Below are 20,631 nucleotides of genomic sequence, written 5' to 3' on the forward strand. Positions count from 1 at the left end.
CGGTTGCCGGCCGCGAGTTCAGGCGGTATGCAGCTGTATCATCGCCACGTCCATCTTGCCTTCGCAGCACAGCGGAATGATGCGCAGGGCCTTGTCGATCGATTCCTCGATCAGGGTCTGCTCCTCGCGGCGCGGGCGGTGCAGCACGAAGTCGGCCACGCCCTGCTGCAGGTTGAGGCTGCGCGGATGGCCGATGCCCAGGCGCAGGCGCCAGTATTCCTGGGTGCCGAGCGCTGAGGTGATGTCCTTCAGACCGTTGTGCCCGCCCGAGGAGCCGCCCTTCTTGAGCTTGGCGACGCCCGGCAGCATGTCGAGTTCGTCGTGCACGACCAGCACTTCGTCCGGATTGATTTTATAAAAGCGCGCCAGCGCGCCGACCGACTGGCCGGAGCGGTTCATGTAGGTCAGCGGTTCCAGCAGCCAGACTTCGTTGCCCGCGATCCGGGCCTTCGCCACCATCGCATTGAAGCGCGATTCGCGCTGCAGGCGGCAGCCCGGCAGCGAATTGGCGAGATTGTCGACCAGCCAGAAGCCGGCGTTGTGGCGGGTTTGTTCGTATTCCGGGCCCGGGTTGCCGAGGCCGACGATCAGACGGATGGACATGCGCTGTCTACTTTGATTCTGGGAAAAACAGGATTATCGCCGAAAATAGCCGAGGAATAGCGGGAACAGGCGCCAACAAAAAACCCGCCGGGCTAAGCCACGGCGGGTTTCGATTCCAGTCAGCCGCCGAAGCGGCCGGCAAAGAAAGATATTACTCAGCAGCGGCTTCTGCCGAAGCAGCGCCACGCGGGATCGAGGTGGTCACCAGGGTCAGGTTCTGGCCGTGGGTCAGCGCGGTCACGCCTTCCGGCAGGGTCAGGTCGTTCACGTGGATCGACTGGCCGGCTTCCAGCTTGCTCAGGTCGACTTCGATGAACTCCGGCAGTTTGCCCGGCAGGCAAGCCACTTCCAGTTCGTTGGCGACGTGCGAGATGACAGCGCTGCTCAGCTTGACGGCCGGCGAGATCTCGGCGTTGACGAAGTGCAGGGTGACCTTGGTGTGGATCGGCTTCGATGCGTCGACGCGCTGGAAGTCAGCGTGCAGGACCAGTTGCTTGTATGCGTGCATCTGGAAGTCGCGCAGCAGGACTTGCTGGGTCTTGCCTTCGATTTCGAGGTCCAGGACCGAACCGTGGAAAGCTTCTTTCTTGAGCGCGTGGAACAGCGCGTTGCCATCCAGGGCGATCAGTTGCGGGGCGTCGGCGCCACCGTAGATGATGCCCGGGGTCTGGCCAGCGTTGCGCAGGCGGCGGCTCGCTCCGGTCCCCTGCTGAGTGCGGTTGAATGCGACTACTTTCATGTGAAACTCCAAAATAAACGGGTCCGAATGCCGGAAAATTCCAGGCCCGGTAACCCAGTGGTGACCGCCCCGCGACCAGGGCAGTCTTGAACAAGCGCCGTACAGCACGCTCAAGAATTCGGTAAACCCAAGATGTTACAACGGCGCGCCGGCTATGTCAGCCAGGCGCGCCGTAAAATACGAGGTTCTGTTGCTTATTCCGCGAACAGCGAGATGACCGAGTCACCCTTCACGATGCGCTTGAAGGTTTCGGCCAGCAGCGGTGCGCTGGTCAGCTGGCGGATCTTGGTGCAGGCGGCGCCGGCCGGGCTCAGCGGGATGGTGTCGGTGACGACCAGCTCGTCGAGCGGGGAATTCTGGATGCGGTCGATTGCCGGACCCGACAGCACCGGGTGGGTGCAGTAAGCGACGACTTTCTTGGCGCCGCGCTCTTTCAGCACTTCGGCGGCCTTGCACAGGGTGCCGGCGGTGTCGACCATGTCGTCCATGATCACGCAGTTGCGGCCTTCGACTTCACCGATGATGTTCATGACTTCCGACACGTTCGCCTTCGGGCGGCGCTTGTCGATGATCGCCAGGTCGCAGCCGAGGCGCTTGGCCAGCGCACGGGCGCGCACCACGCCGCCGACGTCCGGCGACACGACCAGCAGGTCGTCGTAGTTGCGCTTCTGCAGGTCACCCAGCAGGATCGGCGATGCGTAGATGTTGTCGACCGGGATGTCGAAGAAGCCCTGGATCTGGTCGGCGTGCAGGTCCATGATCAGGACGCGCTCGACGCCGGCTTCTTCCAGCATGTTGGCGACGACCTTGGCCGAGATTGCGACGCGCGCCGAGCGCGGGCGGCGGTCCTGGCGGGCGTAGCCGAAGTAAGGGATGGCGGCGGTGATACGGCCTGCCGATGCACGCTTGAGCGCGTCAACCATCAGGATGATTTCCATCAGGTTGTCGTTGGTCGGTGCGCAGGTCGATTGCAGGACGAAAACATCCTTGCCGCGCACGTTCTCGTTGATCTCGACCATGACTTCGCCGTCCGAGAATTTCGAGACGACTGCTTTACCGAGAGGAATGCCGAGATTCTTGGCGACCCCCTCTGCTAGTGCCGGATTAGCGTTGCCGGTAAAAACCATCAGGTTTTCGTAAGCCATGGAGGGAGTCCCAAGAAATGCGTTGTTGAATCTGGAAAAACAATCAGCCGGTCGAGCCGGCTGATTAGCTTATGGATGCAGGCCGAACGCTGCACCGCTGTTTATCCCGCTGGAGGAGCTTGCCTCGACAGCCAGGAAAACTTTGGCAGGGGAACAAGGATTCGAACCTTGGAATGCCGGAATCAAAATCCGGTGCCTTAACCAACTTGGCGATTCCCCTACACGACTGAACTGCTTGCCGTTACATTCTACGTATTTTAACGTCTAACGTCGCGACAGGCAAAATTTTATTCTACAACTCGTTGATTTGCAAGAGCGATTTCATCGGGTGGCTCGCCAGCGAATGCGCTTTCCAGGCTTTCCACCGCTCCGGCACATGTGCGAGAACCTGGTCCGCTTCGCGCTCGCCGGAGAAGGCACAGAACACACATGCCCCCGAGCCAGTCATCCTGGCATCGCCGTAGCCGCTCAACCATCTCACCGCCTCTGCTACCGGCGGGAACAGGCGTTCAGCCACGTCCTGCAAATCATTTTTCCCGAAGCCAATCTGCTTGCCTGAAACAGCGAGGCTGCTGGAAAAGTCCGCTATTGTAACGGGCTTCGTATCCCTCGTCAAATCGTGCGCGGAAAAAATTGCTGGGGTCGGCACCGCGACGCCCGGCTCGAGCACCACGTACCAGCAGTCCGGGCCCGGCACGGCCTGCAGCGCTTCGCCCACGCCTTCCACAAACGCGGTCTCGCCGAACAGGAAGAACGGAATGTCGGCGCCCAGCGGCAGTCCCAGGTCCATCAGTTCCTGCTGGCTCAAGCCGGCCTGCCACAGGTGGTTGGCCGCCATCAGCGCGGTGGCCGCGTCCGACGAGCCTCCGCCCAGCCCGCCGCCCATCGGCAGGATCTTCTCGATGGCGACATCGATGCCCGGCGGCAGGCGGCCGTGGCGGCGTTGATACTCCGCCTGCAGCAGGCGCAGCGCGCGCACGATCAGGTCCTGCTCCTGCGGCACGCCCGGCACCTCGTTGGTGCGCACGATGAGTTCGTCGTCGCGCAGGTCGAAATGCAGGGTGTCGCCGTGGTCGATCAGCTGGAACACGCTTTGCAGCAGGTGGTAGCCGTCGGCGCGGCGGCCGGTCACGTGCAGGAACAGATTCAGTTTGGCCGGAGCCGGGCAATGGTGAAGCGAACGCATCGATGCTTATCCCTGCCCTGCCTGATTGATGACAATGCGAATCTCGAGGTCCTGGATGTCTCCCACCGCAGCCCGGGTGGCGTGGATGACGCGCGGCGCCGGCTGGGCGGCATTCGGATCCTGCCATTCGACGAAGCGCAGGCGCCAGCCGTCCTGCGTGACGACCTCGTTGCGTGCCGGCGATGCGCTGAAGCGCTGTCCTTGCGCATCCACGGCATAGCCCTGCAGCCAGTCGCGCAGGCCGGACACCGGCAGCGGCCAGCCCAGCGTGCGCTGGCTCAGGGTGTCGACGTCGGCTTCCGTTACCGGCGCGCGGCCGGCCTGGGTCAGCGTGGCTGACTGGGGCGTGACCTCGATGGTCGCGACCGTCTGGCCCAGCGGGTTGGCGATGGTGACATCCACACGGCCCGGGTGCTGCGCCCAGTCGAAATTGACGGTCATCGATTCGCGGTTGCCGCTCTTCTGGTAGTTGACCGACAGGCGGCCGTCCAGGTCGATGCTGTCGCGGTAGGCGCCCACGGTGGCGACATTGGTGCTGGTGGTGGCGCAGCCGGCCAGGGTGATGAAGGCAGCGCTGAGGGCGAGCAGGGACAGGCGTCGGCGCATTGATATCGTTAGCGGCATCGGCAATGAGGTCGGAATCGAAAGCGTGGATTATTTCACAAGCTCTGGCGCAAGCGCGCCAGCGTGCTGCGCAGGGTGTCGTTCTGCGGGTCCTTGGCGCGCGCCTCGCGCCACAACTCCTGCGCGGCGACCTGCTGCCCCTTCTGGAACAGCACCTCGCCCAGGTGCACGGCGATTTCCGGATCGCGCCGCAGCGCATAGGCAGCGCGCAGGTATTTTTCGGCCTCGTCCAGCTTGCCCAGGCGGTACTGGACCCAGCCCATGCTGTCCATGATGAAGGGGTCGCCCGGCGCCATCTCGAGCGCCTTGGCGATCAGGGTGTAGGCTTCCTGCAGGCGGAGATTGCGCTCGGCCAGCGAATAGCCGAGGGCGTTGTAGGCGTGGTGGTTGTCCGGCGCCAGCGCCATCACCTCGCGCAGCAGCTTTTCCATCACCTCGACGCGGCCGACCTTTTCGGCCAGCAGGGCGAAGTCGTACAGCAGGTCCGGGTTCTTCGGGAAGCGCTTGGCGGCGGCTTCCATCAGCGTATAGGCTTCCAGCAGGCGGCCGGCATCGCGCAGCAGCTGCACTTCGGCCACCGCCACCTGCGCCTGCTGCGCCGGCTCGATGGGCTTCAGGCCCGCCAGCAGCTTGCGCCCGCCCGCCAGGTCGCCCCCCTTGGCCATCAATTGGGCGCGGCGCAGCTGGGCGCTGAGCAGCAGCTCGGGGTCGGTGCCCGCGGGCACCTTGTCGAGCCAGGCCAGCGCGCCCGGGACATCGCCGCGCTCGTCCGCGATCTGGGCCAGGATCAAGAGCGCCCGGGTCGGGTCGCGCTCGTCGTCCGGATTGCGGCCGAGCACCTCGACGAAGCGGGTGAAATAGCCTTCGGCGGCCTTGGCGTCGTTCATCTGGGTGGCCAGCACGCCCAGCGCGTACAGGTTGCCGGCATCGTCCGGGCGTCCCTTGAGCAGGGTCTCGAACTGGGCGCGCGCCTGCGGGTACTGCTTCTGGTTGACCAGTACCCGGGCGTGCGCGGCGCGCACCTCGCGCGCCTCCGGATGGGTCTTCAGGAAGGCTTCCAGCATCGGGGCGATCTTCGCGTCGTCCCCGATGACCTGGGCCATCATGAGCACCGCGATTTCGGAATCCGGCTTGACGGCAAGCGCGGCCTGGGCTGCGCGCTGGGCTGCTTCCCGGTCGCCGCGCGCCAGGGCCGCCTGGGCGCGCACGATGTGCGCTTCGAAGGTGTCGTTGTAGGGAGCGATGACGCGCTCGAGCATCGCATTGGCCGCGTCCTTGTCCTTGGCGCGGCCAAGCAGTTGCTGGATCTGGAACAGCAGCACGCCGCGCTTGTCCGCCGGCGCTTCCTTCAGGCGCTGCACGAAGATCGGTTCGACGTCGGCGATATTGTCCGAGGTGACCACCATGCCGACGAAGTACTGGGTTGCCTCGTCCGACTGCGGGTCGAGCTCGCGCCACAGGCGCACGGCGGCCAGGGTGTCGTCGGCCTGGCGCGCGGTCACCGCCATCTCGGCCGCGCGGCGCGCCAGGCGCGGATCGCGCGTCTGCTGGGCCAGCGACAGCATGGTGAGATACGGGCCCTGCCAGTCGCCCTTGCGGAATGCAAACTCGGCCTTAAGTAACTGGTTCAGCATGCTGCTGGTCAGCTCGACCTTCGGCAGCCGCGCTTCCACCTCGGCCCGTGCTTTCGCCTCAGCCTCCTCCTCGTCGTCCGCCTGCGCGGTGTCGGCGTCACCGGACTGCGCCTCGGCGTCGGCCAGCGGCGTGTCCGAAGTGGCGCTTGCAGCCCCGGGCGCGGCCTGTTGTGCGGTTTGCTGTCCGGGCGCGACAGCGCATGCCGCCAGGATGCTGGAGAGGGTTACAATGACGAAAGCGTTTTTCAAGGCAATTCCATTCTGAGATGTTGTCTCTGATTCTACGCTCAAGCATGCGCCCGCGTGCACTGCAGCGCGTTTTACTTAATGGCTGCCTAAGAATTTACACCACTCCCCTTACCCCATGCCTGAACTGCCAGAAGTAGAAGTCACCCGGCGCGGTGTCGCGCCCCATATCGAAGGCCGCGTCGTCGAAGGGGCGGTCTTGCGCCGCGAAGGCCTGCGCTGGCCCTTCCCGCCCGGCTTGTCCGAGCTGCTGGCCGGACGCCGCATCCTTGCTACCGGCCGCCGCGGCAAGTACCTGCTGATCGAATTCGAGCACGGCACCCTGATCGTCCACCTCGGCATGTCCGGCCACCTGCGCGTCCTGCCGCCCGGGATCGAGCCGCGCAAGCACGACCACTTCGACCTGGTGGTGAACGGTCCAGAGGGACGGCAGGTGCTGCGCCTGCACGACCCGCGCCGCTTCGGCGCCGTGCTCTGGCACGGCAAGGACGAGGGCGAGCTCGAAGAACACCTGCTGCTGCGCGGGCTCGGCGTGGAGCCGCTGGGCGAGGGCTTTTCGGGCGAACTCCTGTGGCGCGAGACGCGCAAGCGCAATGCGCCGATCAAGCAGGTGCTGCTGGCGGGCGACATCGTGGTCGGCGTCGGCAACATCTACGCCTGCGAGAGCCTGTTCCGCGCCGGGATCAACCCGAAGACGCCGGCCGCGCGCATCAGCCGCGCCCGTTACGACCGGCTGGCCGAGGCCATCAAGGACATCCTGGCGGCCGCCATCGTGCAGGGCGGCAGCACGCTGCGCGACTTTATTGCGGTAAACGGGCAATCTGGATATTTCCAGCAGACATATTTCGTCTATGATCGTGCTGGAGTGCCCTGCCGCAACTGTGGGTCGCCGGTCCGCCAGATCAAGCAGGGCCAGCGTTCGACCTTCTACTGCGTGCAGTGCCAGCGCTGAACGTAACGACTACACAACGATGCAGGATTTTCAACAGTATGGCGCCTGGCGCGCCGCCGTCGCACAGCAGCTGGAAGGCTACGGCGCCGCGCTGCGCCAGGCCGCGCTGATCGACGGCGCCGGCGAGCAGCAGCTCGAGCGCGCCCTGGCGCGCCTGCGCGACGACCGCCTGTCGGTCGCCTTCGTGGCCGAGTTCTCGCGCGGGAAGACCGAACTGATCAACGCGATCTTCTTCGCCGACTACGGCCAGCGCATCCTGCCGTCCAGCGCCGGGCGCACCACCATGTGCCCGACCGAGCTGCTGTACGACCCGGCGCTGCCACCCTGCATTCGCCTGCTGCCGATCGAGACCCGGCGCCAGCACCTGTCCACCAGCGATTTCCGTGAGGACGCCGCTGCCTGGACCGTGCTGCCGCTCGAACTCGATGCTCCCGAACGCATGACCGAAGCCTTCCGCCAGGTGAGCCAGACCCGCCGCGTCCCCTCTTCCGAGGCGCAGGAATACGGCCTGTGGGATCCGGAAGACCCCGACCTGGCTTCCAGCCTGGGGGCCGACGGCACGGTCGAGATCCCACAATGGCGCCACGCCATCATCAACCTGCCTCACCCGCTGTTGAAACAGGGCCTGGTGATCCTCGACACGCCCGGCCTGAACGCGATCGGCACCGAGCCCGAGCTGACCCTCAAGCTGATCCCGAACGCGCATGCGGTGCTGTTCGTGCTGGCCGCAGACACCGGCGTGACCAGGAGCGACATCGACGTCTGGCGCACCCACATCGGTGCCGGGCCGGGACGCCTGGCGGTGCTGAACAAGATCGACGCCATGTGGGACGAACTGCGCTCGCCGCAGGAAAACGAGGCCGAGATCGCACGCCAGCAGCACGATGCCGCCCAGCTGCTTGGGCTGGATGCCGCACGCGTGTACCCGGTGTCGGCGCAGAAGGCCCTGGTCGGCAAGATCAACGGCGACATGGCCCTGTTCGAAAAGAGCCGCCTGGGCCTGCTGGAAGCCGCGCTGTTCCACGACCTGGTCCCGGCACGTCGCGCCATCATCGCGGGCCAGCTGCGCGCAGACCTCGAGCAGCTGGCCACCGGCCAGCGGGCGCTGGGCGCGGCGCGCATGCGCGACCTGGTCGAGCAGTTGCAGGAACTGAAAAGCCTGCGCGGCAAGAACCAGGGCGTGATCGCCCACATGATGCGCCGTGTCGAGCTGGAAAAGAAGGAATTCGACGCCAGCCTGTTCAAGCTGCAGGGCACGCGCGCGGTGTTCGCGCGCCTGTCCACCGAGCTGTACTCGACGCTGGGCATGGACGCCGTGCAGGAGCACACCGACGCCGTGCGCGCCGCCATGCAGGCGGCGCGTTTCGCGACCGGCATGCGGGCGCCGGTGCGCAGCTATTTCGAGGCGATGCGCGCCAACCTGGAGGCGTCATCGGGCAAGGTCGGCGAGATCGGCGCCATGATGGACAGCATGGTGCGCAAGTTTTCAAGCGAGCATGGCCTGTCCCTGAGCAGCCCGATGTCGCTGTCGCTGGAGCGCTACCGGCGCGAAATCGATGAGGTGGAAGCGCTGTTCCTGAAGCAGTTCGGCACCGCCACCCTGCTCATGACCAGCCGCGCCACCCTGCTCGAGCGCTTCTTCGACTCGATCGCCTCGCGCGTGCGCCACATCTTCCGCGCCGCCAACCTAGAGGCCGAAGCCTGGCTGAAGGTGATCATGGCCCCGCTCGAGACGGCGATCCGCCAGCACCGCGACCAGCTGCGCCACCGCCAGGCCTCGATCCAGCGCATCCACGACGCCACCGACAGCCTGGAACAGAAGATCGCCGCCTTCGAGAGCAGCCAGCAGGCCTGGGACGGCACCCGCACGCAGCTGGCGGGCATGGCGGAGCAGCTCGCCGCAGTATTGGAGAAACAAGCAGCATGAAACGCCTCACCGAATTCGACCAGCTGGCCGACCCGACCTTTTCGCAGGCGGTGATCGACTGGCAGCGCAGCCACGGCCGCCACACCCTGCCCTGGCAGAACACCACCGACGCCTACCGCATCTGGCTGTCCGAGATCATGCTGCAGCAGACCCAGGTGGCGGCGGTGCTCGGCTACTACGCGCGCTTCCTGGAGCGCTTCCCGACCGTGCAGGCGCTGGCCGAAGCGCCGAGCGAGGACGTGATGGCGCACTGGAGCGGCCTGGGTTACTACACCCGCGCGCGCAACCTGCACGCCTGCGCCAAGCGCGTGGTGCAGGACTACGGCGGCGTGTTCCCGAGCGACCCGGCGCTGCTGGCCGAGCTGCCCGGCATCGGCCGCTCGACCGCCGCGGCGATCGCCGCCTTCTCCAGCGGCGCGCGCGCCGCGATCCTGGACGGCAACGTCAAGCGCGTGTTCGCGCGGGTGTTCGGCATCGACCAGTACCCGGGCGAGAAGCGGGTCGAGGATGCGCTGTGGCGGCGTGCCGATGCGCTGCTGCCGGCGGAAGGGATCGAGTCGTACACGCAGGGCCTGATGGACCTGGGCGCGACGCTGTGCACCCGCAGCCGCCCGGATTGTCCGCGCTGCCCGTTGCAGGCGAGATGCGTCGCCTACGCGACCGGACGCACGGCGGAACTCCCGGTACGCAAGCCGAAGAAGGCCACGCCGGAAAAGCGCGCCGCACTGCTGGTGCTGATCGACCGCGGGCAGGTGCTGCTGGAGCAGCGTCCGGGCACCGGGATCTGGGGCGGGCTGATGTCGCTGCCGGAGGTCGACGGGCACCTGGGGGTGGATGTGGATGCCGTGTCGTCGCCGGAGGTGGCCGCCGCCGCGGCGCAGTTCGGGACGGTGGACGAGGTGCAGGCGCTCAGGCCGCTGGTGCATGTGTTCACGCACTACAAGCTGCATATCGCGCCGTGGCAGGTGACGCTGGATGCACGTGGGAGTGCAACCGGCAGGCACCTGTGGTGGGACCTGCATGCGATTGGAGAGGCGCCGCTGCCGGCGCCGGTGAAGAAGCTGCTGCAGGAGTTGGGGACGCCGGGGTTGTTTGGTTGATCGCCAGCTCCCACTGCATTCATTCCATTGTTAGCAGTGAGACCGTCATCCCGGCGAAGGCCGGGATCCAATTTTTCCGGAAGACCGCTAATGCTTGCGTGCACCTTGTCAACATGACGCAACGAACTTGGATTCCGGCCTTCGCCGGAATGACGTGTGGAAGCTAGCGGCTGGCGAGTAGCGTCAGAAGTGATCCAGCGAGAAAATCCTGCGATGCTCCCTGATCGCATACCGGTCCGTCATCCCCGCAATGTAATCCGCAATCTTCCTCGCCTGCCGCATCGGATCCCCTTCCACCTGATAATCGTTCGGCAGCAGCACCGGGTCAAGCAGGAAGGCCTCGAACAGCTCGCGCACGATGCGGCTGGCCTTCACGCGCATGCGGTTCACCTGGAAGTGCCGGTACAGATTCGCGTACAGGAAGCGTTTCAGCGCCGTGGTCTCCGCGCGCATCTGCGGCGAGAAGCGAATCAGGGGCGGCGAGGCGCGCACGTCGTCGATGTCCTTCGGCGCCGCTTCCTCCAGCAAGGCCCTTGAGGTCTCGACCAGGTCGGCCGTCATCGCCGTGATCATCAGGCGGATCGTCTCGTACAGCGCGCGCCGTCCCGGCAGGCCCGGATACTGGGTCTCCACGGTATGACGGTGGCGCGCGAACAGCTCCACTTCTTCCATCTGCGCCATCGTGAGCAGGCCGGAACGCAGGCCGTCGTCGATGTCGTGGTTGTTGTAGGCGATCTCGTCGGCCAGGTTGGTCAGCTGCGCTTCCAGGCTGGGCTGGCTGCGCTCCATGAAACGGCGCCCGAGCTCGCCCAACTGGCGGGCATTCGCCAGCGAGCAGTGCTTGAGGATGCCCTCGCGGGTTTCGAAGGTGAGGTTGAGGCCGTCGAAGGCGCCGTAGTGCTCTTCCAGCTCGTCGACCACGCGCAGGCTCTGCAGGTTGTGCTCGAAGCCGCCGTAGTCCTTCATGCACTCGTTGAGCACGTCCTGGCCGACGTGGCCGAAAGGCGTGTGCCCGAGGTCGTGCGCCAGCGCGGTGGCTTCGACCAGGTCTTCGTTCAGCCCCAGGCTGCGCGCCAGCGTGCGGCCGATCTGGGCCACCTCGATCGAGTGCGTGAGCCGGGTGCGGAACAGGTCGCCCTCGTGGTTCAGGAAGACCTGGGTCTTGTACTCGAGCCGGCGGAAGGCGGTCGAGTGGATGATGCGGTCGCGGTCGCGCTGGAATTCGCTGCGCGACCCTGCCGGCGGCTCGATGTGGGTCCGGCCGCGCGACTTCGACGAATGGGCTGCATAAGGGGCAAGGCGTGCGTCGAAGTCCATGGTGATCATTTCTCCACTGCGTCCTTGGCTACGCAGGCGTCCAGGGTCGCCCGCAGGACCTCCGGCGGCGCCGTCGTGATCGACGGGCTGCCCAGGGGCTTGAGCAGGATGAACTTGATCTCCCCGCCCTCGTTCTTCTTGTCCACCGCCATCAGCTCGATCCAGCGATCAAGGCCGAGGTCGGGCGCCACGGTCGGCAGGCCGGCCGCCTGCACCAGCTTGCGCACGCGCTCCACGGTCGCCGCGTCGATCAGGCCGAGGCGCGCCGACAGGTCGGCCGCCATCACCATGCCACAGCCGACGGCTTCGCCATGCAGCCAGGTGCCGAAGCCCAGGCCGGCCTCGATCGCGTGGCCAAAGGTGTGGCCGAAGTTCAGCACCGCGCGCAGGCCGCCTTCGCGTTCGTCCTTGCGCACGACTTCCGCCTTGATCTCGCAGGAGCGCGCGATGGCGTAGGCCATCGCCTCGGGCTCGCGCGCCACCAGCTTGGCGATGTTGGCCTCGATCCACTCGAAGTAGGCGGCATCGAGGATGGCGCCATGCTTGATCACCTCGGCCAGGCCGGCCGCCAGTTCACGCGGCGGCAGGGTGTCGAGGGTGGCGGTGTCGGCGATCACGGCGCGCGGCTGGTAGAACGCGCCGATCATGTTCTTGCCGAGCGGGTGGTTGATGCCGGTCTTGCCGCCCACCGAGGAATCGACCTGCGACAGCAGCGTGGTCGGCACCTGCACGAAGGGCACGCCGCGCATGTAGCTGCTTGCTGCGAAGCCGGCCAGGTCGCCGATCACGCCGCCGCCCAGCGCCACGACGGTGGTCTTGCGGTCGCACTTGTGCTGGAGCAGCGCGTCGAACACCAGGTTCAGCGACTGCCAGTTCTTGTGCTCCTCGCCGTCCGGCAGGATGATCTCGACCACTTCGCGGCCGGCGGCGCGCAGGGCGCCGGCGACGCGCGCCAGGTACAGCGGCGCGACGGTGGTGTTGGTGACAATGGCGGCCTTGCCGCCGTCGATGTGGCGCGCCAGCAGCGCGCCGTCGTCCAGCAGGCGGGGGCCGATCGTGATCGGGTAGCTGCGCTCGCCCAGTTCGACGTTGAGGATGGTGGGTGCCGCTTGGTTCATTGCGTTCATCGGGTCGCTTGCCAGCCGGCGCGCGCGGGCGGACGCATAAGCGGCATCCTGCGCGACGAGCTGGTCCAAAATGATCTGTACCATCGATTGTACGTTAGGTCGGCCGGTATCGATGACGAGGTCCGCGATCTCGCGGTACAGCGGGTCGCGCTGGGCCAGCAGTTCCTCGAGTTTGGCGCGCGGGTCGGCGGTCTGCAGCAGCGGGCGGTTCTTGTCGTGCGCGGTGCGCTGCAGGATGCTGCCGATCGAGGCGCGCAGGTAGACCACGGTGCCGCGCTCGGCCAGCAGCGCGCGGCTGGCGGGATTCAGCACCGCGCCGCCGCCGGTGGCCAGCACCAGGCCGTCCTGCGCGCTCAGCTCGCGGATCATGTCCGCTTCGCGCCGCCGAAAGCTGGCCTCGCCCTCGATCTCGAAGATCCAGGGAATCGATGCCCCGGTGCGCGCTTCGATCTCGTGGTCGGAATCGACGAAGCGCATGCCGAGCTTGCGCGCCAGCTGGCGGCCGATGGTGGTCTTTCCCGCCCCCATCAGACCGACCAGGAAGATGTTGTTGTTCTTGGGATGAGGCACTGCCAGGTCCGCAGAAATGAAAAAAGACGGCCAGTATAGACTGGCCGCCTCATTTTGCGTCAAACCGGAACCTTCAAACAATCACGGACAGCTGAACGCGACCCTGAACGGAATCGAGGTGGTCGCGCCTGTCGGCGTGGTGACGGTGACGTCGAAAGTCCCGACGCTGCTGGCGACGCAAGGTTCGGGCGCGGTGCTGCGGATGGTAAAGCGGTGGGTCGAGCCCTGCGGCCCCATGACGTTATTGCCGGTGTGGTCATCCTTGCCGCTCATATCGTGCGGCTGGATGTTCGGCACGGTTGCCGGGACCACGCCGACCACGGTGGCATTGGCCAGGCCGGTCACCTGGACCGTCGAGCTGGCCGGCAGCGGATTCAGGTTCAGGTCGTTCAGCTGCAGCGTGAAGACCAGCGGATCGGCCGACGGGACCGGGCCAATTTCCACCGTCCGGTTCGGCAGCGGCGTCGTCGCGCCGTTCATGAAGACGTTGTCGGCGTAGCTGCCGCTAAAGAAGATCGCAGTCTTGGCGAACTGCGTGTTGACACCGTCAGTGGTGCTGGCGCAGATCGTCGCCAGGCCCGGGCGGGCGCTGTCGGGAGTGGCGCCGGCGCCCGTGTTGCATGGGGTGGCCGGGGTGTTCGGCAATGCGACGCGTGGGTTCTGGGTGCGGAAATTCACCGAGCAACCGCCGTTGACGGTGGTGCAGCCGCCCTTGTCCGAGGAGCCGATTGCGCCGAGATTGGTCTGGAACACGATCGGCGTGCCGTCCGCGACCGGGTTGCCCGACTGGTCGGCCAGCAGGATGCTGACCACGCTGGCCGGCGTGGTCGTGCCGCTGTCGATGCGCCAGCCTTCGACGTTGGTCACGGTGGTGCTCAGCGACATCGCACGCTGCACCGGCAGGCCGGTGGTCACGACGATGGAGTCGGACAGGGTGGAGATGTCCGGACGGCTGCCGCTGGCCGTATTCGGCAGGGTAGCCTGGACGCGGAAGGTGGTCGGGGTGCTGAGCGAATTGACGGTCGTGATGATTTCGCCGTTCTGGTCAGTGGTGTCCTCTTTCTTGTTGAGCTCGACCGCATTCGCCGGAAGCACCGAGAACACGACGCGCTGGCCCACCAGCGGACGGTCGAAGATATCGAATACGCGGTAGCGCAGGGTCGCGGTCTCGGTGCGGTTGATGCCACCCTGGCCGCGAATCACGATCGATTTTTCCACCGGCGAGGCCGACACGAACTGCACCGATGCCGCCTGCGGCGCTGCGATCTTTAGCGTGACGCTCTTGGAGCCGGTGACGCCATCGGCCGATGCGGTGATGGTGTCGTCGTTGCCACAGCCCAGGTCGCGGTAGACGACCTTGGCCAAGCCATTGTTGGTCGGGGCGCTCGCCGCCAGGGTGGCCTTGCCAGCGATGGCACAGGCCGAGCTGAAGCGCACATTGACCGATTGGGCCGTGTACAGCGCGCCGTTGGCCAGCACATTCACCGACACCTCGGTCGAGTCGTAAGCCACGATGCTCGTCTTCGTCAGGCTCAGGTCGCTGAGCGTGAGCGCGGTGGCGCCGACCGAATAATTGCTTTCGCTGGTCACCGTGGAGCCGCCAACGACGGTCGTCGCCGTTACCTTGCCCGCGCCGTTGGCCGACAGGCTGGCGGCGCGCAGCGTCACGGTGGCAAGGCCGGCGGCGTCGGTCAGGCTGGTGCCGGCCGTCGGCGAAAACACCGCCAGCTGGGGATCGGTGGCAAACGAGACCAGCGCATTCGCCACCGGCTGCCCGGCCTGGTCGCGCACCAGCGCGCGTACCGTCAGCGGCGTGGCGCCGCTCAGCGAATTGCTGGCCTGGCCGCCCGCGTTGACGAAGCTGACAGCCACCGTTGGCGTGGCCGGTACCGCCGGGGTGGTCGGGCTGCCGCCCGTACCACCCGAGCCGCTGCCGCCCGTCGTGCCAGGGTTGCCGCCGCCGCCGCCGCAGGCCGACAGCGCTGCCGCCAGCAGCAGCGCCAGGCTGGCGCGTACATAGTTGTTTTTCTCTTTCATGTGACGCTCGTTGTTTTGATTATGGATGGGGATGTGCGCTTCAGCGTCCCGCCGCCGCGTCGGTCACGATCTTCGGCGTGATGAACACCAGCAGTTCGGTCTTGGTGCTTTCGCGGCCGGTCGTCTTGAACAGATAGCCGAGCACCGGCACGTCGCCCAGCAGCGGAACCTTGCTTTCGTTGTTGCGTTCGGTCTGCTGGTAGATACCGCCCAGCACCACCGTGCCGCCGTTCTCGACCATGACCTTGGTCTTCACGTGCTGCGTATTGATCGCCGGGCCGGCGCGGGTTTCCTCGCCCTTCGAGTCCTTGTTGACGTCGACGTCGAGCACGACGTTGCCGTCCGGGGTGATCTGCGGCGTCACTTCCAGGCGCAGGTTGGCCTTCTTGAAGGTGATCGAGGTCGCGCCGCTGCTGGTGGCGACCTGGAACGGCAGCTCGACGCCCTGCTCGATCACGGCGACCTGCTTGTCTTCGGTGACCACGCGCGGGCTCGAGATGATCTTGCCCTTGCCGTCTGCTTCCAGCGCCGACAGCTCCAGGTTCAGGAAGCGGTTGTCGGCCGACGAGAACAGCGAAAAGGCGATGCTCGACGGATTGATGCCGTTGATCCCCGCCGCCGGCAGGTTCACCATCGTGGTGTTGGTATAAGCGTCGCCCTTGTCCGGCGTCTGCAGGGTGTCCTGGCCGACGCCGGTCAGGTTGCCGCCGATAGCGATCCGGTTATTGCCGCCAATTCCATAACCCTGGTTGCCACCGCGCAGGGCGCGCATGTCGTTGAAACCCAGCTTGGCGCCGAGGTTGCGCGAGAAGCCGTCGTTCGCTTCCACCAGGCGCGCCTCGATCAGCACCTGCTTGGAGGCGACGTCGGTCTTCTGGATCAGCTTGCGGATGTCCTCGATCTTGGAGGCGATATCGGTCACGAACAGCTGGTTGGTGCGCGGGTCGATGATGGCGCTGCCGCGCTTGGACAGCACGCGGTTCCGGTTGCTGGTGTCGGCGGAAGCGCCGCCGTCCGGATCCAGGCCGAACACGGTGCGGAAGGCCTCGACCTTCTGGTAGTTCAGCTGGAAGATCTCGGAGCGCAGCGGCTCGAGGTCGGCGATCTGGGCGCGCTGCTCGAGCTCGAGCTTTTCCTTGGTCAGCAGTTCCTCGCGCGGCGCGATCCACAGCACGTTGCCGTTCTTGCGCATGTCCAGGCCCTTGGCCTGCAGGACCACGTCGAGTGCATGGTCCCAAGGCACGTCGCGCAGGCGCAGGGTCAGGTTGCCGGTGACGGAATCGCTGGTGATGATGTTCAGGCCCGAGATGTCGGCGATCGCCTGCAGCGCGGCGCGCACTTCGACGTTCTGGAAGTTGAAGGACAGCTTCTCGCCGCGGTAGCCGCTAGCGTTGCCGCCCGGACGGTTCGGGTCTTCCTTGACCGGACGCACGTCGACGATCAGCTGGGTGTCGCTCTGGTATACCGACTGTTCCCATGCTCCTTGGGCGTCGATGGTCATGCGCACGTTCTCGCCCTGGGCCACGGTGCTGATGCGCGAGACCGGCGTGCCGAAGTCGGTCACGTCGAGGCGGCGGCGCAGCGTCTCCGGCAGGCCGGTGCGCAGGAAGTCGACGATCACCTGGTTGCCGGCCTGGCGCACGTCGACGCCGACCTGGCCGTTCGGCAGGTCGACCACGACACGGCCTTCGCCGTTGCTGCCGCGGCGGAAGTCGAGGTCGCGCAGCAGTTGCTTTGCGCCAGCGGCGGCGGGCGCGCTCGACGCGACCGGCATGCCCGACGCATTCAAGGCCTGGGCCACGCCGCCCGAGCCTTCGACGGTGACGATCACCGACTTGCCGTCGACGGCGGTGGCATAGTTCAGCGCACGCGCCATGTTCAGCACCAGGCGGGTGCGCGCGCCGGCCTGCACCACGTTCAGGCTGCGCACGTCGCCGAGGTTGATGTCCTGCGACGTCTTGCCGGTTGCGTTGCTGGTGGCGCCGAAGTCCAGCGCGATGCGCGCTGGATTGGTGATCGAGAAACCGATCGGCGCCTTGGCCGGAGCTTCGCGCATGGCGATGTTCAGGACCACGTTGGCGCCCTGCTGGTTGGCCGTGATCGATTCGATGGCGTTGCCTTGGGCCGCGGCGGCGCCCGCGGCAAGCGTCAACAGGACAGCAGCGCCGCAGCGCGCCAGCCAGGCCGGCACGGTGATGCGGAAGGTGCGAATGGTTTGCGTGTTCATGCCTGGGCTCATTTCCCGGTCTCCTTGCTTTCCGCCAGCTCGATCGTCGCCTTGCGCTCGACCCAGTCGCCGGTGGCGTCCTGCACTGTTTCCCTGATGTCGATCGCGCCTTCGCTGATGCGCGTGACCAACCCGTGATTCTGTCCGATGCGCTCGCCCGCCTTGACCCGATAGATCTGCGCGTCGATCTGCACCAGCGCGTAGCTGGCGCCGCCCTTCTGCAGGGTGCCGACCATGCGCATGACGTCGAGCGGGTAATGCTCGAGCACCTCGCGCGGCCGGGTTTCGTCCGGCTGCAGCGGATTGGTGCTGGTCGCCGCCATCCGCGCTATCTCACCCAGCAGCTTGGCCTCGCTGAAGGGCTCGACCGCTTCGCCCGGGTCGTAGGCGTAGGGGACGAATTCCTTCGGTTCCGGCAGCGGTTTCACCTTGGGGAGGGTCTCGCGCTCGACCTGCTTCATCCAGTCGCGCACTTCCTGCACGTCGCCGTCGCCGCAGCCTGCAAGCAGGGCCGCCGTGCCGAACGCGCAGACGATCTGCATCAGCTTGCGCGTCATTTCGCCGCTCCTTCCTTGACCTTCTTGTTCTTGCGCGCCTTCTTCTGCGCGCCGATCTCGTCGGCGTCGAGGTAGCGGAAGGTCTTGGCCACCGCTTCCAGCTGCAGAGCGCCGTCGCGCGTCGTCAGGATCATGTTGTTGAGCGTGACGATGCGCGGCAGGTGGGCCATGTCGGCGGCGAAGGCGCCGACGTCGTTGTACTTGCCGCTCACCTTGATGTCGATCGGCAGTTCGGCGTAGTAGTCGCGGATCACTTCCTGGCCCGGCTTGAACAGCTCGAACTGCAAGCCGCGGCCGACACCGGCCTGGTTGATGTCGGACAGCAGGTCCGCCATTTCCGACTTGCTCGGCAGCTGCTTCTCGAGGCGGACCACGTACTGGTCGACCTGGGCCTTCTGGGCCTGCAGGGCTTCGAGGTTGATGGCCTGGGCCATCTTGATCTTGTATTCGTCGCGCAGGCTGGCTTCCTGGGCGGCGAGCCTTTCCTGCTCCTGGAACTGGTCGCTCCAGTAGAAGAAATAGCCGAGGCCAATGACGGCCGCCATCACACCGGCCGCGCACAGCAGGCGCGGGGCCAGCGGCCATTGCCCGGGCTGGCGGCCCTGCAGGTCCTGGAACTGCGCGGCGAGCTCGGCGCCGAGATTCTTGAGGTCGATGTTCATGGTGTGCCCGCCGCCTTCGCAAGCTGTTGTGTGGCGCCGGCCGCCGGCTTCGCGTCCGCATCCTGTTCGCGCAGGCGCTTGATTTCGACGTCCATCTGGAACTCGACGACCTTGCGGCCCGTCTTGCTCTTGTCCAGCGCAGCGACTTTCACTTCGGTCAGGTTCGGACGCTCCAGCCAGGGCGAGGCGCCGGACACGTTGCGCAGCAGTTCGGCGACCCGTTCCTGCGACTGGGCGTAGCCGTTCAGCGTCACCTTCTGGCCAACCTGGCGGAAGGACTTCAGGTAGACGCCTTCCGGCGTACGGCGAACCAGTTCGTCGAGCACGTAGACCGGCTGGTTGCGGTCGCTCTGCAGGTCCTCGACCGCCTGCTGGCGCGCCTTCAGGGCTTCGATTTCTTCCTTCAGGGTCTTGATCTGGCCGATCTTCTTGTCCAGCTCCGCGCTGGCCTGCTTGAGCACCAGGTTGCGTTCGTTCTGGACCGAGATGCGGCTGGCGTTCCAGGCGCCGACCAGCAGCACCACGGCGGCGCCGGCGACGCCGCCCGCCGCCAGCATCGCCACGAACGCCGCCTGCTTCTGCTTGCGCCTGGCCTCGCGGTGGGGTAACAGGTTAATGCGGATCATCAGCCGAACCTCCGCAGGGCCAGGCCGCAGGCGACCAGGTAGGCCGCGCCTTCCTGGCGCAGTTGCTGTTCGCGCACCAGCGGACCGTAAGACATGCCTTCGAAAGGCGCTACGATGCTGCTCGGGATGCGGGTGCGGCTGCCGATCAGTTCGAGCAGGCCGGGCAGCGCGGCGCAGCCGCCGGCCAGGTAGAGCTGGTCGATCCGGGTATAGGGCGTGGACGTGAAGAAGAACTGGATCGCGCGCGTGACTTCCAGCGCGGCGCTTTCCAGGAAAGGCGCGAGCAGGTCGGCGCGGTAGTTCTCGGGCAGGTCGCCCGCGCGCTTGCGGGTTTCCGCTTCCTCGTACGACAAACCGTAGGCGCGCACGACATCCTGGGTGAGCTGGTGGCCGCCGAAGGGCTGCTCGCGCTCGTAGATGGTGTCGCCGTCCTGCAGCACCGACACATGGGTGGCCTGGGAGCCGATCTGGAACAGGGCGACGATCTGCCCCGGCTTGGCGCCGGCGACACGGTCAAGCGCGGCGCGCGCGGCGTAGGACTCGATGTCCATCACGGTGGCAAGCAGGCCTGCTGCTTCGGCGATCGCGACGCGGTCTTCGACCTTTTCGCGGCGTGCGGCAGCCAGCATGACTTCCATGTCTTCGTGCGAGTTCGGCGCCTGGCCGATCACGTCGAAGTCGAGGCTCACCTCGTCCAGCGCAAAGGGAATGTACTGGCTGGCCTCCGACTCCACCTGCACTTCCAGCTGGTCTTCCGACATGCCGGCCGGCAGGATGATCTTCTTGGTGATGACCGCAGCCGGCGGCATGCCCAACGCGACATTCCTGGCCCGGGTGCCGCTTTTCTTCCAGACGCGGCGTACCGCCTCGGCCACCTGGTCGATATTGTCGATGTTGCCGTCCACGACCGCGCCACGCGGCAACGGTTCGGCGGCATAGCGCGCCAGGCGCAGTTCACCCTTGCCGGCGTCTTCCAGCTCGACCAGGCGGACGCCCGACGTGCTGATATCGAGCCCGGCCAGCGGCGGAATCGATTTCCCGAACAAGGAACCTAGATTGATCACGAGCGTACTCCTCGACTGCCCTTCCTGCGTGACGCAGGACTTGTATTGAACGCCCGCTGGGGGGTATGTCCTGTTGACTCAATGAGTTGGTGCATATTTATGAGGCACCGCGTTAGATCGTACTTAAAAGGATGCACCCAGACAAGATATTTCTATGAGGGAACACATCAATCCGGCGCGTGCGCGCCACACTCTAGCGCAGAGTGTTATCACCCCTGCCACGACCGTTTCCGGCTTGCCATTGTTCCGCTTGCTTTGGCTTAAAACCCAGCGCGTCTAACAACGCCC

Annotated in this window: 17 protein-coding genes and 1 tRNA gene; 3 read left to right on the top strand and 15 right to left on the bottom strand. The window is 66.0% G+C overall.

Translation table 11 applies throughout. The features are described 5' to 3' along the window. Positions 1-18: 18 nt before the first annotated feature. The 7 genes from pth to B2R83_RS04210 all read right to left on the bottom strand — a co-directional run bounded on the left by pth (position 19) and on the right by B2R83_RS04210 (position 6,180). The gene (pth, locus tag B2R83_RS04180) at positions 19-603 is read right to left on the bottom strand and encodes an aminoacyl-tRNA hydrolase (RefSeq protein WP_292038409.1); all 585 of its coding nucleotides are present in this window, start codon (positions 601-603) and stop codon (positions 19-21) included. A gap of 151 nt (positions 604-754) precedes the next feature. Beyond that, complete coding sequence (locus B2R83_RS04185) at positions 755-1,342, bottom strand: 50S ribosomal protein L25/general stress protein Ctc (protein ID WP_027867205.1); 588 nt, start codon at positions 1,340-1,342, stop codon at positions 755-757. Between the two features lie 194 nt (positions 1,343-1,536). Next, entirely contained in the window at positions 1,537-2,487 is a 951-nt protein-coding gene (locus tag B2R83_RS04190) for a ribose-phosphate pyrophosphokinase (protein ID WP_036208830.1), read from the bottom strand. Between the two features lie 143 nt (positions 2,488-2,630). Next, a tRNA-Gln gene (locus B2R83_RS04195) sits at positions 2,631-2,707 on the bottom strand. A gap of 72 nt (positions 2,708-2,779) precedes the next feature. Beyond that, positions 2,780-3,673, bottom strand: a complete 894-nt coding sequence (gene ispE / locus B2R83_RS04200) for a 4-(cytidine 5'-diphospho)-2-C-methyl-D-erythritol kinase (protein ID WP_292038411.1) — start codon at positions 3,671-3,673, stop codon at positions 2,780-2,782. A 6-nt stretch (positions 3,674-3,679) separates the two neighbouring features. Next, the gene (locus B2R83_RS04205; RefSeq protein ID WP_292038412.1) at positions 3,680-4,279 is read right to left on the bottom strand and encodes an outer membrane lipoprotein LolB; all 600 of its coding nucleotides are present in this window, start codon (positions 4,277-4,279) and stop codon (positions 3,680-3,682) included. A gap of 53 nt (positions 4,280-4,332) precedes the next feature. Further along, positions 4,333-6,180, bottom strand: a complete 1,848-nt coding sequence (locus B2R83_RS04210; RefSeq protein ID WP_292038413.1) for a tetratricopeptide repeat protein — start codon at positions 6,178-6,180, stop codon at positions 4,333-4,335. 115 nt (positions 6,181-6,295) lie between these two features. Here B2R83_RS04210 and mutM point away from each other — a divergent pair, with 115 nt between their 5' ends. Genes mutM through mutY form a run of 3 tightly spaced genes read left to right on the top strand, consistent with a single transcriptional unit; the run spans position 6,296 to position 10,156 of the window. Beyond that, positions 6,296-7,129 (top strand): bifunctional DNA-formamidopyrimidine glycosylase/DNA-(apurinic or apyrimidinic site) lyase, encoded by an 834-nt coding sequence (gene mutM / locus B2R83_RS04215; protein WP_036208840.1) that lies wholly within the window; start codon positions 6,296-6,298, stop codon positions 7,127-7,129. 19 nt (positions 7,130-7,148) lie between these two features. Continuing rightward, positions 7,149-9,056 (top strand): dynamin family protein, encoded by a 1,908-nt coding sequence (locus B2R83_RS04220; protein WP_292038414.1) that lies wholly within the window; start codon positions 7,149-7,151, stop codon positions 9,054-9,056. Further along, positions 9,053-10,156, top strand: coding sequence for an A/G-specific adenine glycosylase (gene mutY / locus B2R83_RS04225; RefSeq protein ID WP_292038415.1), 1,104 nt, complete (start codon positions 9,053-9,055; stop codon positions 10,154-10,156). Before B2R83_RS04220 ends, mutY begins: the two co-directional genes overlap by 4 nt. A gap of 183 nt (positions 10,157-10,339) precedes the next feature. Here the strand turns inward: mutY and B2R83_RS04230 are convergent, their stop codons facing one another. The 8 genes from B2R83_RS04230 to B2R83_RS04265 all read right to left on the bottom strand — a co-directional run bounded on the left by B2R83_RS04230 (position 10,340) and on the right by B2R83_RS04265 (position 20,343). Beyond that, complete coding sequence (locus B2R83_RS04230; protein ID WP_285382889.1) at positions 10,340-11,473, bottom strand: deoxyguanosinetriphosphate triphosphohydrolase; 1,134 nt, start codon at positions 11,471-11,473, stop codon at positions 10,340-10,342. 5 nt (positions 11,474-11,478) lie between these two features. Further along, the gene (gene aroKB, locus B2R83_RS04235; protein WP_414674348.1) at positions 11,479-13,128 is read right to left on the bottom strand and encodes a bifunctional shikimate kinase/3-dehydroquinate synthase AroKB; all 1,650 of its coding nucleotides are present in this window, start codon (positions 13,126-13,128) and stop codon (positions 11,479-11,481) included. A gap of 123 nt (positions 13,129-13,251) precedes the next feature. Continuing rightward, positions 13,252-15,207 (bottom strand): Ig-like domain-containing protein, encoded by a 1,956-nt coding sequence (locus B2R83_RS04240; RefSeq protein ID WP_292038419.1) that lies wholly within the window; start codon positions 15,205-15,207, stop codon positions 13,252-13,254. A 40-nt stretch (positions 15,208-15,247) separates the two neighbouring features. Beyond that, a complete protein-coding gene (gene pilQ, locus B2R83_RS04245; RefSeq protein ID WP_292038420.1) occupies positions 15,248-17,434 on the bottom strand; it encodes a type IV pilus secretin PilQ in 2,187 nt (728 codons plus the stop codon). An 8-nt stretch (positions 17,435-17,442) separates the two neighbouring features. After that, positions 17,443-17,991: a pilus assembly protein PilP gene (locus tag B2R83_RS04250; protein WP_292038421.1), complete on the bottom strand. Its 549-nt coding sequence runs from the start codon at positions 17,989-17,991 to the stop codon at positions 17,443-17,445. Further along, the gene (locus tag B2R83_RS04255; protein WP_292038422.1) at positions 17,988-18,653 is read right to left on the bottom strand and encodes a type 4a pilus biogenesis protein PilO; all 666 of its coding nucleotides are present in this window, start codon (positions 18,651-18,653) and stop codon (positions 17,988-17,990) included. The genes B2R83_RS04250 and B2R83_RS04255 overlap by 4 nt, the downstream gene beginning before the upstream one ends. Then, positions 18,650-19,279: a PilN domain-containing protein gene (locus B2R83_RS04260; RefSeq protein WP_292038423.1), complete on the bottom strand. Its 630-nt coding sequence runs from the start codon at positions 19,277-19,279 to the stop codon at positions 18,650-18,652. Before B2R83_RS04260 ends, B2R83_RS04255 begins: the two co-directional genes overlap by 4 nt. Next, positions 19,279-20,343 (bottom strand): pilus assembly protein PilM, encoded by a 1,065-nt coding sequence (locus B2R83_RS04265; protein ID WP_292038424.1) that lies wholly within the window; start codon positions 20,341-20,343, stop codon positions 19,279-19,281. The genes B2R83_RS04260 and B2R83_RS04265 overlap by 1 nt, the downstream gene beginning before the upstream one ends. Positions 20,344-20,631 lie beyond the last annotated feature (288 nt).

This window comes from Massilia sp. UBA6681, assembly GCF_002454935.1.
Classification (GTDB): Bacteria; Pseudomonadota; Gammaproteobacteria; order Burkholderiales; family Burkholderiaceae_D; genus Telluria; species Telluria varians.

What these genes read in the sequence shown, in the direction of transcription:
- B2R83_RS04185 (WP_027867205.1), bottom strand. Translation starts at nt 1,342, where the DNA reads ATGAAAGTAGTCGCATTCAACCGCACTCAGCAGGGGACCGGAGCGAGC.
- B2R83_RS04240 (WP_292038419.1), bottom strand. Translation starts at nt 15,207, where the DNA reads ATGAAAGAGAAAAACAACTATGTACGCGCCAGCCTGGCGCTGCTGCTG.
- B2R83_RS04220 (WP_292038414.1), top strand. Translation starts at nt 7,149, where the DNA reads ATGCAGGATTTTCAACAGTATGGCGCCTGGCGCGCCGCCGTCGCACAG.
- B2R83_RS04205 (WP_292038412.1), bottom strand. Translation starts at nt 4,279, where the DNA reads ATGCGCCGACGCCTGTCCCTGCTCGCCCTCAGCGCTGCCTTCATCACC.
- mutY (WP_292038415.1), top strand. Translation starts at nt 9,053, where the DNA reads ATGAAACGCCTCACCGAATTCGACCAGCTGGCCGACCCGACCTTTTCG.
- B2R83_RS04190 (WP_036208830.1), bottom strand. Translation starts at nt 2,487, where the DNA reads ATGGCTTACGAAAACCTGATGGTTTTTACCGGCAACGCTAATCCGGCA.
- B2R83_RS04260 (WP_292038423.1), bottom strand. Translation starts at nt 19,279, where the DNA reads ATGATCCGCATTAACCTGTTACCCCACCGCGAGGCCAGGCGCAAGCAG.
- B2R83_RS04250 (WP_292038421.1), bottom strand. Translation starts at nt 17,991, where the DNA reads ATGACGCGCAAGCTGATGCAGATCGTCTGCGCGTTCGGCACGGCGGCC.
- pth (WP_292038409.1), bottom strand. Translation starts at nt 603, where the DNA reads ATGTCCATCCGTCTGATCGTCGGCCTCGGCAACCCGGGCCCGGAATAC.
- B2R83_RS04230 (WP_285382889.1), bottom strand. Translation starts at nt 11,473, where the DNA reads ATGGACTTCGACGCACGCCTTGCCCCTTATGCAGCCCATTCGTCGAAG.
- B2R83_RS04255 (WP_292038422.1), bottom strand. Translation starts at nt 18,653, where the DNA reads ATGAACATCGACCTCAAGAATCTCGGCGCCGAGCTCGCCGCGCAGTTC.
- ispE (WP_292038411.1), bottom strand. Translation starts at nt 3,673, where the DNA reads ATGCGTTCGCTTCACCATTGCCCGGCTCCGGCCAAACTGAATCTGTTC.
- pilQ (WP_292038420.1), bottom strand. Translation starts at nt 17,434, where the DNA reads ATGAACACGCAAACCATTCGCACCTTCCGCATCACCGTGCCGGCCTGG.
- aroKB (WP_414674348.1), bottom strand. Translation starts at nt 13,128, where the DNA reads ATGGGGGCGGGAAAGACCACCATCGGCCGCCAGCTGGCGCGCAAGCTC.
- mutM (WP_036208840.1), top strand. Translation starts at nt 6,296, where the DNA reads ATGCCTGAACTGCCAGAAGTAGAAGTCACCCGGCGCGGTGTCGCGCCC.